Here is a 15111-nt window from a genome sequence, read left to right as displayed (position 1 = left end):
CGCGCCCGTGAGTGCCTGTCCGTGCCCTGGCACGGACAGGCACTCACGAGTCACGCAGTGGCAAAGGCGCCCAGGGTGCGATCGGGGCGCACGCCGGCGAAGCTGCGGTGCCACGTCCGGTAGTACGCGACCTCCTCGTCGCTGCGCAGCGCCCAGCCGTGCTCGACCGTCGGGTGCTCGGCGTCCTGCGCTCCCTCCTTGGCCTTCTCCTTCTCGACCAGCGCCGACAGCACGTCCTTGGCGCCCGAGCCGTCGCCGAACTGCTCCTTGCCGCGCCAGATGATGTCGTGGGGCACCATCCCGTCGAACGCCTCGCGCAGCAGCTGCTTCTCGGTGCGCTCGTGGATCTTCAGCTTCCACTCCGCGGGGATCGCGAGCATCTCGCGCATCACCGTCGCGTCGAGGAACGGCACCCGCGCCTCGAGGCCGTAGTTCATCGTCGCCCGGTCGCAGCGCTGCAGGTTGAGCTCGTGGAGCATCTCGATCGAGCGCACCAGCTCGGCCTGCAGGGTGTCCGGGGTCGAGAACTCCTCGCTGTGGACGTACTCGTAGCCGGCGAACAGCTCGTCGGCGCCCTCGCCGGTGAGCACCACCTTGACGTGCTCGACCGCCTCGCGGGCCAGCAGCAGGTTCGGCACGGCCGAGCGCACCAGCGCCGGGTCGAAGTGCTCGATGACGGTGACGGCCTCGTCCAGCGCGGACTCGAGGTCCTCGGCCGTCGGGACGATCTCGTGGTGGTCGGTGCCCAGGTACTCGGCGACCGCGCGGGCGGCGAGCAGGTCGCCCGAGCCCTCGGTGCCGACGGCGAACGTCGGCAGGCGCTCGCCCTTCTCCTCGGCGACCTTGGCGGCGATCGCGGCGACGATCGCCGAGTCCAGGCCTCCGGAGAGGAACACGCCGACCGGCACGTCGCTCATCATGTGGCGCCGGACCGAGTCGGAGAGCACGTCGCGGATGTGCCCCAGGTCCTCCTCGGTCCACTGCTTGTCCGGCGCCAGGCGCGCGGGGCGGACCTCGACCGGGACGGCGTCGGCGAAGCGCACCATGGCGCCCACCGCGTAGTCGTCGCCGGCCCCGCCCACCAGGCCCGGCGTCCACACGTGCCCGGGCGGGAAGGCCTCGACGAGGGGCTGGTCCTCGGGGTCGAACGCGCGCAGCTCGCTGGCGAAGAGCGTCACGCCGTCGCGGCGCGCCCAGTACAGCGGCTTGATGCCGATCGGGTCGCGGGCCACGGCGCCGCGGCCGTCGGTGTGGGCCATGGCGAGCGCGAACATGCCACGCAGGTCGTGCAGGGCGGCCGAGCCGTCGCGCAGCACGAGGCGGAACGCCGACTCGGTGTCCGAGTCGGTGGCGAAGCGGACCTCGGAGAGGACGTCGCGGATGTCCTCGTGGTTGTAGATCTCGCCGTTGCCGACGACGTAGGCGGAGTCGGTGTCGTCGGCGATCGGCTGCTTGCCGCCGCTCACATCCATGATCGAGAGCCGCTGGTGACCGAGCCACGCGTGCTCGAGGTGCACGCGACCGGTGTCGTCCGGTCCTCGGTGGTGGATGCGGGCGAGCATCCGCTCGCACTTCTCGGGGTCGATGTCTCCGTACGCCGCGACGATTCCGCACACGGTGCGTTCCACATCCTCAGTGTTCTCGACTGGACCACGGCTGAGCCGTAGAGCACATTCCAGACAACCACGGGTCGCCCACCGCCGCACCCATTCGTCGCACGCGTCACGGCGCTTGAACGATCCCCGAGGTTGCTCGGACCCTCAGCGCCAGGCGAACACCGGCTGCTCGAGCCCGTCGACGCGCGTGGTCCGCCCGTGCAGCGCCACCTCGCGGAACTGGAGCAGCACCGCGGCGGTGGGGGCGTGGATGGAGTGGCCGACGAGCGGCATCTGCACCACGGGTCGCGGTGACTCCTCGATCGCCACGTAGCGCGGCTCGACGTCGAGCTCGCCGAGGGTGATGTGGAACAGCTCGCTGACCTCGTCCGGCGAGGGACGCAGGTCGGCGACGGCACCGGACGCGGCCATCACCACGGGCGTGATCACGAAGCCGGAACGGGTCGGGTAGTCGTCGAGCAGCCCGAGCACGGCCTCCTCGTCGAGGCGCAGCCCGAGTTCCTCGTCCAGCTCGCGGCGCGCCGCGGTGACGACGTCCTCGCCGGGATCGAGCGAGCCGCCGGGCAGCGCGAACTGACCGGGGTGGTCGCGCAGCCGCGACGTCCGCCGGGTCAGCAGCACGCCGGGGCCCCGCGCGGGGTCGTCGAGGACGACGACGGCCACCGCGGCGTGGCGCAGGTCGGGCCGGTGGACCGCGCGGCGGTCGTCGCGGTGGTGGGCGGTGACGCGCGCGGCCACCGCGGAGGGGGTCGCCGGGGTCATCCCCAGAAGATGCCGGTCGGGTCGGCGTCGACGATGTCGAGCAGCGGCGCCGGCGAGCCCGCCTTCGTCTCGTCGGGGTAGCGGTGCCACCGCCCGCTCGAGTCGGGCCAGAGCAGGATCCAGCGGTCCTCGTGCGGCACCAGGCGCAGCTGGGCGATCGGCTCGGTGGTCCACCCGGTGCCGAGCTCGGGGAACACCGGCGCGCGGCGGGCCGAGATCGTGATGCGGCCGGCGCGCTCGGTGTAGGAGATGCGCAGCTGGTCGCGCTGATCCTCGGGGACACGGCGCGCACACCACTGCCGGACCATGGCGCGGTGTTCGTCGGGGACCTGCACGGGCCTCACTGTGACACGCCGTCCCCGTCCGCTGACAGTGCGCCGTGCCACTCGTGCCCCGGTCCGGCGGTCCCCGGGTCGGCCTGCCAGCATGCGCCGGTCGGGACCACGCGGTGGGAGGCGAGACGGTGGGGTCTGCGGGACGCCGGATGACGGGGGTCGTCCTCGGGATCGGGATCGCGCTGGGGGTGGGTGCCTGCGGCACGCCACCGGGCCCGGGCGCGACCGTGCCGAGCCCCGCGGCGACGTCCGCCCCCGCGACGCCCGACCCCGCCGCGCGGGCCTACTGCGACACGGTCACCCGGGTGCAGGGCGAGCAGGCCGCGCCCGGTGCGGGGCAGGGCGGGGTCCCGGCGTCCTCGGAGCAGGCGCGGCGACAGGTCGCCGACCTCGTCGCCGTCGCCCCGCCCGAGATCGCCGGCGAGTGGCGCACGGTGCAGGCGCTGACCGAGCAGGCCCTGGCCAGCCTCGCGGGCACCGGCGGCGACCCCTCACGCATCGACACCGCCACCCTCGAGCGCCTGCGGCGGGAGGCCCAGCCCGCGGTGACCCGCATCCAGGAGGTCACCCAGCAGCGCTGCGGGATCACCTTCCGCCCGCCGGGCTGACCGCGCAGGGAGCGAGGGTCACCCCCGCTGCGTCCCACGCACCCAGGGCGTCCCTCGCTCCACGACAGCGGCGTCCTCCTGGCCGGGACGCGGTCCGGGTCCTAGCGTGCGCGGGCGTGGACACCCCGGTCAGCCGCTTCCCCGTGGTCGAGCTCGACGACCTCCCCGACGACCTGCGCGAGCGCATCGGCGCCATCGCCGAGCGCTCCGGGTTCGTGCCCAACATCTTCCGCGCCCTCGGGCACCGGCCGGCCGAGCTGCGGGCGTTCCTCGACTACCACGACGCGGTCATGGAGCGGGAGTCGCCGCTGTCCAAGGCCGAGCGCGAGCTGGTGGTCGTCGCGACCTCCGGGGCCAACCACTGCACCTACTGCGTCGTCGCCCACGGCGCGATCCTGCGCGTGCGCAGCAAGGAACCCGAGCTCGCCGACCACGTCGGCATCAACCCCTACGGCGCCGCCCTCGATCCGCGGCGGCGGGCGATCGTCGACCTCGCACTCGCCCTCGCGCTCGACTCCGCGTCGTTCTCGGACCACGACCTCGACGCGGCCCGGGACGCCGGGCTCACCGACGAGGAGATCTGGGACGTCGGGGCCGTCACCGCGCTGTTCGCGATGTCGAACCGTCTCGCGCACCTCACCGCGCTGCGGCCCAACCCCGAGTTCTTCGGCATGGGCCGCCAGCCGCGAGGGTAGGCCGCGGGCATGACTCCGTCCGTCGCCGTCCTCGGTACCGGGATCATGGGTGCGGGCATGACCCGCAGCCTGCTCCGCGAGGGTCTCGAGGTGACCGTCTGGAACCGCAGCACCGAGAAGGCGAAGCCCCTCGCCGACGACGGCGCCCGGGTGGCGGAGTCCGCCGCCGACGCGGTCGCCGCCGCCGACGTCGTCATCACCATGCTCTTCGACACCGACGCGGTCGCGGAGACGATGGACGGCGCCCTGGACCACGCCCGCGAGGGCGCGGTGTGGCTCCAGACCAGCACGGTGGGCGTCGAGGGCACCGCGCGGCTCGCCGCCCTCGCCCGCGACAAGGGCGTCGCCATGCTCGACGCCCCGGTGCTCGGGACGAAGGCACCCGCGGAGAACGGGCAGCTCGTCGTGCTCGCGTCCGGCCCGTCCTCGCTGCGGGAGAAGGTCCGGCCGGTGCTCGACGCCATCGGGCAGAAGACCCAGTGGGTCGGCGAGGAGCTCGGCGACGGCAGCAAGCTCAAGCTCGCGGTCAACGCCTGGATCGCCACCGTGGTCAACGGCGTCGGGCAGTCGATGGCACTGGCCCGCGGGCTGGGTCTCGACCCGCAGCAGTTCCTCGACGCGGTGTCGGGTCAGGCGGTCGACGCGCCCTATGTGCAGCTCAAGGGCAAGGCGATGATCGACGGCGACTTCACGCCGTCGTTCGAGCTCGACGGCGTCATCAAGGACGTGGACCTCGTGCTCGCGGCCATGGACGACGCCGGCACCGACCAGACCCTCGCCCGGGCGCTGCGCGACCGCCTGGCCGCCGCCTCCGCCGCGGGCCACGGCAACGAGGACATGGCCGCGGTCGTGCACGGCTACTGACTGGTCGCCTCAAGGCGTGCGACCCCCGAGGCGGGCTACTCGCCCGGGGTGTTGCGGGCCAGGTCGAGCGCGTACTGCGGCCAGAACTCGCCCGCCGGGGGCGCGCCGCGGCAGTCGCCGTCGGAGTCGCCCGGCTCCTTGACCCACAGGAACGCCGCGACGCGGGGCGACCCGGTGTCGCGGGTGGGCGGGGTGCCCAGCGCGCGGCCCGGCGGGTTGCACCAGGTCGGCTGCTCGGGCCCCTCGTACGCCCCGCGCCCGTTGCGGCTGGTGTCGATGACGTAGCGGGCGCCGCCGACGGCGTCGGAGACCCGGTCGCCGTACTCGCGCACCTGCTCAGTGGTCATGAAGTTGGAGACGTTGAGCGCGAAGCCCGCGGCCTCCTGCACCCCCGAGGTGCGCAGGCCGTCGGCCAGCTCGCCCACGTCGGTGACGAAGCCGGGGTTGCCGGCGTCGATGTAGACCTCGCCACCGGCGCCGGACAGGGTTCGGACGGCCTCGGCGAGCAGCTCCTCGCGGCCCTCCTGCTCGCCCTCGCCCTCGCAGTTGGTGAGCGTCTGGGGCAGCGCGTCGGGCTCGAGGACGACCACGGCGCGGTTGCCGCCCATCCCGCGGGCGAAGGCGCCGAGCCACTCCCGGTAGGCGTCCTCGTTCTCGGCGCCACCGCTGGAGTACAGGCCGCAGTCGCGGTTGGGGACGTTGTAGGCGACGAGGACCGGGGTCCGCCCCGCATCGCGAGCCTGGGACACGACTCCGGCCACCTCACCCTCGACCCCGCCGGTCTCGCCGGTGGGCCAGATGGCGACGGGCTGGCGGGCGATCTTCTCGAGCTGGGCCGCGTCCTCGGTGCGTCCCTCGGAGCGCCACTGCTCGACCTGCCGCGCGGCCGACGACGACGGGTCGACCCAGAACTCCGAGGACGCCGCGTCCACGGCCGGGCCGGCGCCGGGCCCGCCCTCGTCCGAGCCGATGCCGCAGGCGGCGAGACCGAGGGCGGTGATGAGAGCGACCACCGCGGCCGTCCCGGCCACGACCCATCCCCGCGTGGGGCGGCGGGAGCCACCGGGCCGCGCGTGGCCGTCGATCGGGATCGGCTGCGTCGCGGGCTCCGACGGGTCGCCCCCGCCGCGGCGCGCGTCCGGGGTCACCGACCCCACCGCGCGGCCGCGTCGTCCGTGCGTCTCACCTGCCACCGTCGTGCCACCCCCCGGGCGTGTCGTGCGTGCGACCCAGGCTCCCAGGCCCTCCCGTGACGCCCGCGTGGGGGGAGGAACCGCCCGGCTCCGCCCGGCGTCCGCTCACCGGACCGGGCCCCGGGGCGCTCACGTCGCCTCCACGTCGCCGCCGGCCGGCACCTCGATCCAACGGCCCACCGACGGGACGCCGCGCTCGTCGACGAGGAAGAGCATGTAGCGCCCCGGCGGGGCGATCGTGGGCTCCTCGGGCACCGTGATCGACACCCCGCTCGCGGTGCGCGTCATGTCCAGCGCGATCGAGCGCTGGTGGGTGTCGGTGACGTGCGTCGACGCCATGGGCGCCATGAGCCGCGCGGTCGCGATCCGCGAGGCGTCCGGCGTCGCCACGGTGACGGTGTCGCCCGGCGCGACGGCGGGCGGCGCGTCGGCGATGGTCGGCTGGGGCCCCCGGAACAGGTACGGCGGCGTGAAGATCTCGATCCGCTGCTCGAAGGAGCCCGGGATCGTGTTCGCGGCGTCGTCGAAGAGCGGGTCCGAGCCCACCGTCATGACCCGGCCGTCGGGCAGCAGCATGCTCGCCGAGTGGTAGTTGCGTCCGACCTGCGGGTCCGCGGCGTAGTCGAGCGTGTTCGTCTGCGGCCGGTAGATGCGCGCGTTGTGGTTGTCCGAGGCGCCCTTGCCGCGGTAGTCACGCGACCCGTTGCTGATCAGCATCGTGTCGTCGGGCAGCGTCGTGAGGTTGGGGTAGCGCGTACCCTCGGGCAGCATCGGGCCCGGCTGCCAGGTGGGGTTCGGGCTGTCCAGGTCGATCACGTCGATGCGCGCGGTCGAGCGCGGGCTCTCGCCGACGCCACCGCCGCCGACCACGGCGATCCGCTGGTCCTGCACCGGACCGGCCCACGCCGACCCGGCGGTCTCCAGCAGGTCGGGGTCGCGCATCCCGGGGACCGGGGTGAGGAGGTTCGTCCTGAGGTCCCAGAACCCGGGGATGCGGCCCTGCTCGGCCGGCCCGTAACCCGAGTTCGCGCCGGAGTAGAAGAGCACGTCCTCCCGCGCGGTCTGGAAGATCGCCGGGTAGGTCGGGAAGTACTGGGTGAGGTCCTTCCGCTCGGCCCAGGTGCGCGTCGCGGGGTCGTAGATCTCGTTCTGCCCGTAGAGGATCTCCCCGGTGCCGTCGAGGCCTGACACCGCCAGCACGGTGCCGTCGGCGAGACCCGTGAGCGTCGGGTACCAGCGCTTGAAGTCCATGTCGCCGACGCGCTCGTAGGTCTCGGTGTACGGGTTGAACTCGTAGGAGTTCTCGAGACCCTGGTAGTTCTGCTTCTGCAGGGTCATCGCCTGCCCGAGCGCGTAGATGTTCTGCGCCTCGGCCGCGGCCACGCCGCCCACCACGTACTGCTTCGGACCCTGGGCGACGTACCGCGGACCGGGCTCCACCGCCTCGGCGAAGACCGGGGTCTCGCTGGCCGTCACGGTCGCGCCGCGACGCGTCGCCACCTTCGTCGCGGGCTCGACCTCGAACGCGTGGGTGGCGCGGTAGACGAGCCCCTCGGGGGAGCGGAACTCGGTGCCCGCCGGGAACGACTGCACCGGCGAGTCGGGGTTCTCGTTCTTGACGAGGATCCCGCCGCCGGCGTGGGTCACCGCCCCGTCGAGACGCTCGTAGCGCTGGGTCCCGCCGGCCACGAGCAGGTTGCCGGACGCCAGGAAGGTGTGGCCGGAACAGAACATGTCGGCCGGCGTCGGGATGATGCGACTACGGCCCGTCGCGGGGTCGTACACGAGGCTCTTGAACGTCCCCGCGGCGAACATGTTCTCTTTGTTGCCGGACCCCGCGATGAGCAGGATGCGGCCGGTCGGGAGCACCGCGGAGTGGATCGCGTTGACCTTCTGGTCGTCCGGGAGCTCGACGACGTCCCACTTGCCGAACTGCTCCTTGTACTCCTGACTGTTGATCAGCCGCTGGTGGCGGAGCTCGGAGATCCAGGACCACGCCGGCGGGATGTTGACGCCGAGCATGACCGCCGGGACGACGACGAGGAGCAGGAGACGCTTGACGCGTCGGGTCAGCCCCTGCTCGATCAACTCGCCTCCGTCCGTCGTCCCTCGAGGTCCGGCAGCGCACCGTCCTGGGCGTGCTGCGCGGGGCCGGCCACCGCGGCCAGCGCGACCACGCGCACCGCCACCGTCGGCGCGTTCGCCGAGACGGTGTCGGACGCGCGCGCCCCACCCCCTCGTCCGTCGTGCTGCGTTGCCGATTCGTTACCAGTGCTCGACCCGGTCGAGACCGGGGTCACCCCGCGGCCCTCGGCCTCGAGCTCGGACGGGGACGTGAGCAGCATCGGCGGGGTCGCGCGGCGCGGCCCCGGACGGGGTCCGCGCGCCGGACCGCCCTCGGGACGCGGCACCGGCGTCGGCGGCGTGGACCGCGTGCCGGGCCGGACCTCCGGACGCGGGGCGCCGGGCGCGGCCGGGTCGCCGGGCGCGACGTAGCGGGGCCCCTGCTCGGCGGCCGCGGGGCGCTCGACCGGACGACCGGGCGTCACGGCCGGGCCCGGTCGCGGCGTCGGCGTCGGACGGGGCGGACGCGCCTCGGGGGTCCCCGGCTGCGGGCGCGCCCCGGGCGTCGGACCCGGCGCGGGGCGGCCCACCGGCCTCGGCGCGACCGGGGGCTGCCCCGCCGGCGGGGCCGGGTGCCGCGGACGCTCCGCCGCCGGGCGCACGGGCGGGGCGGCCGGCTGCGGGGCCGGCTGCGGGGCGGGCGTGGGTCGGGGGCGCCGCGGCACCGGGGAGGGCGAGGGGTCCGCCCGCGGCGCGTCCTCGGCGGCGGGGCGGGCGCCGTCGGCCGGCGGGGCCGCGTCGGCGCGCCGTCGCTCGCGGCCCGCGAGCGACGACGTCCGCACCCACCCGGCGGGCAGGTCGCCCTCGACGGCGACGCCCGGCCGCGGTCGCGCCCCGACCGTCTCGGGGGACTCGGCACCGGCCGGCGTGCCCGCGCCGTTCGCCCGGGGCGAGCGACGCGTGGTGGACCCCGCGGCGAGCAGCGCGTCCAGGGCCGCGCGCTCGAGGGTCTCGGTGGTGATGCCCGCGCGGCCGTCGGGCAGGACGGGCGCCGGGTCGATGGCCGGCCGGCGCCCGACGATCCGTTCGACGAGGCAGAGCACGGGCGGCGCCAGGCAGGCCGCGAGCGCCACGGACGGCCAGAGCAGCACGGCCGGGGCGGCGTAGCCCTGGACCACCGCCAGCACGATCGCGCCGATGAGCAGCGCCGCCCACTGCAGGTGGCGCCGGAAGGTCAGGATGTGGTCGGCGCTCGACGAGAGGCCCTTCGGCGTGACGACGAACTTCGCGGGCAGCCGCAGCACAGTGGCGATCAGCGACGCCGCGAAGATCGGCGCCGCGAAGATCGACATGAGCATGCCCTTGATGCCCGAGGAGCCCTCGGGCTCGTAGGGGCTCACGTTGTAGCGCCGGTTGCGCAGGTAGACCCAGAGCTGGAAGGCCGTGGCGTCGATGTAGAGCGCGAGCCAGAGCTGGACCGGCACGACCACGCCCTGCACGCCGAGGGCGAGGAACAGGCACGCGTTGACCGCGCCGAGCACCCAGCCGATCGCCATCGACGGATAGAAGGTCGTGATCAGCACGTAGTGCAGCGCGCGGCCCGGCGACAGCCGCGGCAGGCGCAGCCACATCTCCTTGAGCAGGACCTCGAACGTGCCGCGCGACCACCGCATCTGCTGGCTGAAGAAGTCGCCCCAGGACGACGGGCCCTCGCCGACGGCGAGCACGTCCGGCGTGTAGACCGACTTCCAGCGCCGGCCCGAGGCGGGGTTGCGCCGGGTGTGGAACTTCAAACCGGTGGCCATGTCCTCGGTGATCGAGTCGGACAGGCCCCCGATGCCGGCCAGCGCGCTGATGCGCACGGCGTTGTTGGTGCCCACCAGCATCGCCGCGTTGTAGCGGTTGGCGGCGCGCTGGATCAGCGAGTGGAACGGGAACTGCTGGGACTCCGCGGCGCGGGTCACGAACGTCTCGTCGTTCGCGTAGCACTGCGGCCCGACGACGTAGGCCACGTCGGGGTCGCGGAAGTAGCCCAGGATGCGCTCGGCGTAGTTGGGCAGCGGCACGTGGTCGGGGTCGACCGAGAGGAAGACCTCGTAGGACGCCCCGTGCTCGGCCACCCAGGCGTTGTAGTTGCCGTGCTTCGTCTTCGCCTTGAAGGCGCCCTTCTTGCGGTTGTACTTCTCGATGCCCTTGCGGGTGAAGTGGTTGACCCCCAGCTCGCGGCACATCGCCTTGACGTCGTCGTCGTCGCCCTCGTCGAGGATCCAGACGTCGAGGATGCCGTCGTACTGGATGCGCAGGGCGGCCTGCAGCGTCCCGCGCACCACGTCGATCGGTTCCTTGCCCGGGACGATCGTGGTGAGGAAGGCGATGCGCCGGTCGGGCTCGGGCGGCACCGGTACCGGGTCGCGGGCGATCACCGAGGCCAGCGACAGCGAGAGCACGTTGATGAGCCGGAGCAGCTCCATGAGGCCGATCGAGCCGATGACCACCCAGTTCGCGTAGATCGCGAAGTCCGAGCCGGTCACCGCCGGCCGGTGCGACGGGTGCAGCAGCCAGAGGAAGAAGAGGGCCTCGAAGGCGAAGTTCAGGCCGGCGACGAGCAGCGAGCGGGCGACGCGGCCGCGGCCGTGCACCGCGTCGACGCCCCGGTAGGCGACGCGGTAGGGACCGTCGGCGGGGTCCGGCTCCCGGATGGGCCCCGCGAGCTGGGAGAACTCCTGGATACGACGGCCGACGACGAGCTCTGACTCGTCGACCTCGTCCGGGGGTCGCTCGGCAAGAAGGGTCATCGGCCGTTTCGTCTCGATCCTCGCGACACCACCGACGTCACCGCGGCGGCGATGGTCACGAGCCTCCCGTCGTCGTCACTCCTCCCGCGGGCACGCGAGGGGAGCGGTACCGCCGACGTGCCGTCCTCCCGTCGCTCCTCGTCCGGATCACCGGCGTCCCACCGGCCCGGAGAACGTTAAGGCCATCACCCACCGTGCTCACCGAGGGGGACGCCCGCCCGTCCGTTCAGGCGCAGGACCGGACGCCCGCCGCAGTGTTGGCCCGGACGGACCAGGGCGGGCCGGCGGCACACCCCACAGCAACCCGTCCGAGCTCGACGACACACGGTAGTGCGATCACGACCGTACGGCGGCACCGGGTGGGAGGGCGTGTCGTCGGACCGCGACCAGGGCACCGTCACCGACCTCGGCGGTCATGTACGTGCACGCGGGCTGGCGGCGACGTTCGGTGGGCGAGCCGGGGTTGAGCAGGCGCACGCCGCCCGGGGTCGTCGAGTCCCAGGGGATGTGGCTGTGCCCGAAGACCAGGACGTCGACCGGGGTGTCGCCGCCGGGACCGAAGCGGGCGTCGCACCGCCGCTCGCGCCCCGCCGCGGCACCGGTCTCGTGGGTGACGGCGAGCCGCAGGCCGCCGAGGTCCGCGACGGCGGTCTCGGGCAGGCGGGCGCGCAGCTCGTCGCCGTCGTTGTTGCCCCAGCACGCGATCAGCCGGGCGCTGCGGCGCTCGAGCTCGTCGAGCAGGGCGGGGTCCATCCAGTCGCCGGCGTGCACCACGACGTCGGCCTCGTCGACCGCGGCCCAGAGCTCGGCGGGCAGTACGCGGCGGGTCGGCCGGCGCACGGGCAGGTGGGTGTCGCTCATGAGCACGAGGTGCACGTCATCGCTCCAGCAGCAGCGAGTGCAGCGCGACCAGCGCGAGCGGGGCGTAGGGCAGCACCACGAACGCCGGTCCGGTGGTACGCAGCCAGGTGCGCGACCGCAGGCGGGGATCGCCGTCGGCGCGGGCGTCCTCGACCCCGTGGTCCAGGTGCAGCGTGACCGGCCCGACGCCGACCCGCCAGGACCAGGTGCGCGCGGCCTCGTCGACCGCGGTCACCTCGAAGGGCAGGCGCACCAGGCCGGCGGCGCGCACCGTGCCGCGCAGGCCGTTGACCAGCCGCCGGGCGTCCGGCCCCGGCGTCTCCGTCACCGTCACACCCGAGATCTGGGGCGCCCAGTGGCTCCAGCGGTCGAGGTCGGCGTAGCGCTCCCACGCCTCGTCGGCGGGCAGCGGGCCGGTGGCGCGGAGGGTCGTCTGCACCCGGGGGACGTACCCCGGCGCGTGCTGGACGACGAACACATACTCCGAGTATGGTCGCTCTGGTACGGAAACGTACCGAACCTCCCGGGGAGGCCGCCGTGGCCCAGTCGTCGCTGCCGTCGTCGTTGTCCTCGTCCCTCGCCTCGTCGGTCGCGCGCTCGCCGCTGGGCACCACGCTGCGCTGGGGCGCCACCCACGGGCTGATGCGCGCGGCCATCCGGCGCCGGGTGCGGGCGGGCAACCCGGACGCGCGCCTGCTGCTCGACCCGACGATGCAGGCCGACCCGTTCCCGCACTACGAGCGCCTGCGCACCACCCGCCCCTTCGCGACGGGGGCGTTCGCGCGCCTGACGGTGCACCACGACGTCGCCACCACGGTGCTGCGCAGCGACGACTTCGGCGTCACCCACCCCACCCAGGTCGTGCCCGCGCCCGCGCGGGCGGCGCTCGCGCTCGCCGGGCCGACGCGTCACCCCGGACCGATCGACCCGCCGTCGATGCTCGCCGTGGACGCGCCCGCCCACCCGCGCTACCGCAAGCTCGTCAGCCGCGCCTTCACGGCGCGACGGGTGGCCGCGCTGCGCGAGCGCACCACCGAGATCGCCCAGGAGCTGCTCGACGACATGGACCGCGACGTCCGCGCGGGCGAGCCGGTCGACCTCGTCGCCCGGTACGCGAGCCTGCTGCCCGTCACGGTGATCAGCGAGATGCTCGGTGTGCCGACGTCGATGCGCGAGCAGTTCCTGGCGTGGGGCGACGGCGCGGCGACATCGCTCGACATGGGACTGACCCGCCGGGCGCACGCCTCCATGGAGCGCAACCTCGCCGCGCTGCACGACTGGATGCGCGACCACCTGCGCCGGCTGCGCCGCGAGCCCGGCGACGACCTGCTGTCCAGCCTGGTCGGCGAGGTCGACGACGACGGGACGGGCCTCACCGAGCAGGAGCTCGTGTCGACCGCGCTGCTCGTGCTGGCCGCCGGCTTCGAGACCACGGTCAACCTCATCGGCAACGGGACGACCCAGCTCTTCGCGCACCCGGAGCAGCGCGAGCGCCTGGTCGCCGAGCCCGAGCTGTGGGCGAACGCGGTGGACGAGGTGCTGCGCTTCGACCCGCCGGTGGAGCGGACCGCCCGGCGGGCCCGGGTCGACACCGAGGTGGCCGGCGAGGCGCTGGCCGCCGGGGACCTGGTGGTCACCGTGCTCGCCGGCGCCAACCGCGACCCCCGCGTGTTCGCCGACCCGCACGTGTTCGACGTGGGCCGCGAGAACGCGCGGGAGCACCTCGCGTTCTCCAGCGGACCGCACTTCTGCCTCGGGGCCCAGCTGGCACGGATGGAGGGTGAGGTGGCGCTGCGGGCGCTCTTCGAGCGCCACCCCCGGCTCGCGCCGGCCGGCGCGCCGCGACGGCGCCCGACCCGCATCCTGCGCGGCTACACCGAACTGCCCGTGCGCCTCACCCCGGCGGTGACGGCCGTCGGGTGACCCCGGGACGGATCAGGTGAAGGCGCTGTAGCCGGTGATCTCCCGACCGACGATCAGCGTCTGCACGGTCTCGGTGCCCTCGAAGGTGTGGATGGACTCGATGTCGGCCATGTGCCGCATCACGTGGTTGTCCAGCAGGATGCCGTTGCCGCCGAGCAGGTCGCGGGCCTCGCCGAGGATCCAGCGGGCCTTGCGGGTGTTGTTCATCTTGGCCAGACCGGCGATGGTCGGCGCCAGGTCGCTGTCCTCGGCGAGCTGGGCGATCTGCATGCAGTACAGCTGCATCCCGGTCAGCTCGGCGAGCATCTTCACCAGCCGCTCCTGCACGATCTGGTTGCGCGCGAGCGGGCGGCCGAACTGGTGGCGGTCGAGCAGGTAGCGCAGCGCCGCGTCGTAACCCGCCGTCGCCGCGCCGAGCGCCATCCACGCGCAGGTCCCGCGGGTGGTGGCCAGCACCCGGCCCGCGTCCTTGAAGCTCTCCGCGCCCGGCAGCCGGTCGCGTTCGGGGACCCGGACCCCGTCGAGACGGACATCGGCCTGCCACACCGCCCGCATCGACGCCTTGCGGGGGATGATCGTGCCCTCGTAGCCGGGGGTGCTGGTGTCGACGAGGAAGCCCAGCACCGCGCGCGTCTCGACGTCGCGCGCCCAGACGACGGTGCGCCCGGCGATGCTGCCGTTGCCGATCCAGCGCTTGCGCCCGTCGAGCACCCAGTCGTCCCCGTCGCGCCGCGCCGTCGTCTCCAGGGCCACCGAGTCCGACCCGTGGTCGGGCTCGGTCAGCCCGAACGCGCCGACGAGGTCGAGACGCGCCATCGCCGGCAGGAACTCCTGCTTCTGCTCCTCCGAACCGAGCATGTCGACGGCCTTCATCGCCAGCCCGGACTGCACGGCGAAGAACGTGGCGAGGCTGCCGTCCCCGCGCGCGAGCTCCATCGCCACGAGCCCGCAGGTCAACGGGTCATGACCGGGGCAGCCGTAGCCGGAGATGTCGTCACCGACGATGCCGAGGTCGGGCAACCCGCGGATGACGTCCCACGACATCTCCGCGGCGTCCCACGCCTCCGGGGCCGCGGGCGTGACGACGTGGTCGACGTAGCGGCGCACGGCCATGAACGTGTCCCACTGCGCCTCGGTGAACCGCCGCCGCACCGAGAAGAAGTCGGTGCCGAGCGCCTCGGTGAGCGGAGCCTGGCTGTCGACGGTCATGGGGGACTCCCTCGCCGGGGGCGGACGCGGACGGCGGGCCCGCCCGGTCCGGATCCGTTCCCCCTCCCCGCGATCCTCACGCCCCCGGGGCGGCCGTCGACCCGGCCCGACCGATCCGGTCGGTGTCGTCCGTGCCTCGCCGACCCCGGCGGGCCGGTCGTGCCCGGAGCGGGCCGGGCGACGCAC

At 74.0% G+C, this 15111-nt stretch carries 13 protein-coding genes; 4 read left to right on the top strand and 9 right to left on the bottom strand.

Annotated features, from left to right (window positions below; all coding sequences use genetic code 11):
* Positions 1-50 precede the first annotated feature (50 nt).
* The 3 genes from asnB to C8D89_RS10075 form a co-directional block, all read right to left on the bottom strand.
* A complete protein-coding gene (gene asnB / locus C8D89_RS10085; RefSeq protein ID WP_279323366.1) occupies positions 51-1628 on the bottom strand; it encodes an asparagine synthase (glutamine-hydrolyzing) in 1578 nt (525 codons plus the stop codon).
* A gap of 132 nt (positions 1629-1760) precedes the next feature.
* Positions 1761-2378 carry an NUDIX hydrolase gene (locus tag C8D89_RS10080; RefSeq protein WP_116707983.1) on the bottom strand — a complete coding sequence of 206 codons (618 nt, stop codon included), beginning with the start codon at positions 2376-2378 and terminating at the stop codon, positions 1761-1763.
* Complete coding sequence (locus tag C8D89_RS10075; RefSeq protein WP_165825626.1) at positions 2375-2713, bottom strand: DUF3024 domain-containing protein; 339 nt, start codon at positions 2711-2713, stop codon at positions 2375-2377. The genes C8D89_RS10080 and C8D89_RS10075 overlap by 4 nt, the downstream gene beginning before the upstream one ends.
* Before the next feature lie 149 nt (positions 2714-2862).
* Here C8D89_RS10075 and C8D89_RS10070 point away from each other — a divergent pair, with 149 nt between their 5' ends.
* The 3 genes from C8D89_RS10070 (at position 2863) to C8D89_RS10060 (ending at position 4880) form a co-directional block, all read left to right on the top strand.
* Positions 2863-3321 carry a hypothetical protein gene (locus C8D89_RS10070; protein WP_116707981.1) on the top strand — a complete coding sequence of 153 codons (459 nt, stop codon included), beginning with the start codon at positions 2863-2865 and terminating at the stop codon, positions 3319-3321.
* A gap of 116 nt (positions 3322-3437) precedes the next feature.
* Complete coding sequence (locus C8D89_RS10065; protein WP_116707980.1) at positions 3438-4016, top strand: peroxidase-related enzyme; 579 nt, start codon at positions 3438-3440, stop codon at positions 4014-4016.
* Between the two features lie 9 nt (positions 4017-4025).
* Positions 4026-4880 (top strand): NAD(P)-dependent oxidoreductase, encoded by an 855-nt coding sequence (locus C8D89_RS10060; protein ID WP_116707979.1) that lies wholly within the window; start codon positions 4026-4028, stop codon positions 4878-4880.
* A 35-nt stretch (positions 4881-4915) separates the two neighbouring features.
* Here C8D89_RS10060 and C8D89_RS10055 read toward each other — a convergent pair whose 3' ends face one another.
* From C8D89_RS10055 to C8D89_RS10035, 5 genes are all read right to left on the bottom strand, one after another.
* Positions 4916-6028 (bottom strand): glycoside hydrolase family 6 protein, encoded by a 1113-nt coding sequence (locus C8D89_RS10055; RefSeq protein ID WP_243417993.1) that lies wholly within the window; start codon positions 6026-6028, stop codon positions 4916-4918.
* A 174-nt stretch (positions 6029-6202) separates the two neighbouring features.
* A complete protein-coding gene (gene glxA, locus C8D89_RS10050; RefSeq protein ID WP_243417992.1) occupies positions 6203-8161 on the bottom strand; it encodes a radical copper oxidase GlxA in 1959 nt (652 codons plus the stop codon).
* Positions 8158-10932: a glycosyltransferase family 2 protein gene (locus C8D89_RS10045; protein WP_207787153.1), complete on the bottom strand. Its 2775-nt coding sequence runs from the start codon at positions 10930-10932 to the stop codon at positions 8158-8160. The genes glxA and C8D89_RS10045 overlap by 4 nt, the downstream gene beginning before the upstream one ends.
* 336 nt (positions 10933-11268) lie before the next feature.
* On the bottom strand, positions 11269-11808 hold the full coding sequence (locus C8D89_RS10040) for a metallophosphoesterase family protein (protein WP_116707978.1): 540 nt from the start codon (positions 11806-11808) through the stop codon (positions 11269-11271).
* Between the two features lies 1 nt (position 11809).
* Entirely contained in the window at positions 11810-12271 is a 462-nt protein-coding gene (locus tag C8D89_RS10035; protein WP_243417991.1) for an SRPBCC family protein, read from the bottom strand.
* Between the two features lie 59 nt (positions 12272-12330).
* Between C8D89_RS10035 and C8D89_RS10030 the strand changes: the two genes are divergently transcribed.
* Positions 12331-13716 carry a cytochrome P450 gene (locus tag C8D89_RS10030; RefSeq protein ID WP_243417990.1) on the top strand — a complete coding sequence of 462 codons (1386 nt, stop codon included), beginning with the start codon at positions 12331-12333 and terminating at the stop codon, positions 13714-13716.
* A 12-nt stretch (positions 13717-13728) separates the two neighbouring features.
* On the opposite strand, the gene C8D89_RS10025 is transcribed toward C8D89_RS10030, so the two are convergent.
* A complete protein-coding gene (locus C8D89_RS10025) occupies positions 13729-14925 on the bottom strand; it encodes an acyl-CoA dehydrogenase family protein (RefSeq protein WP_116707976.1) in 1197 nt (398 codons plus the stop codon).
* Between the last annotated feature and the right edge of the window lie 186 nt (positions 14926-15111).

Source organism: Actinomycetospora cinnamomea (genome assembly GCF_003096675.1).
In the GTDB taxonomy this organism is placed as follows: Bacteria; Actinomycetota; Actinomycetes; order Mycobacteriales; family Pseudonocardiaceae; genus Actinomycetospora; species Actinomycetospora cinnamomea.
The sequence above is the reverse complement of the archived record's forward strand: the minus strand, read 5'-3'. Positions and strand labels throughout refer to the sequence as shown.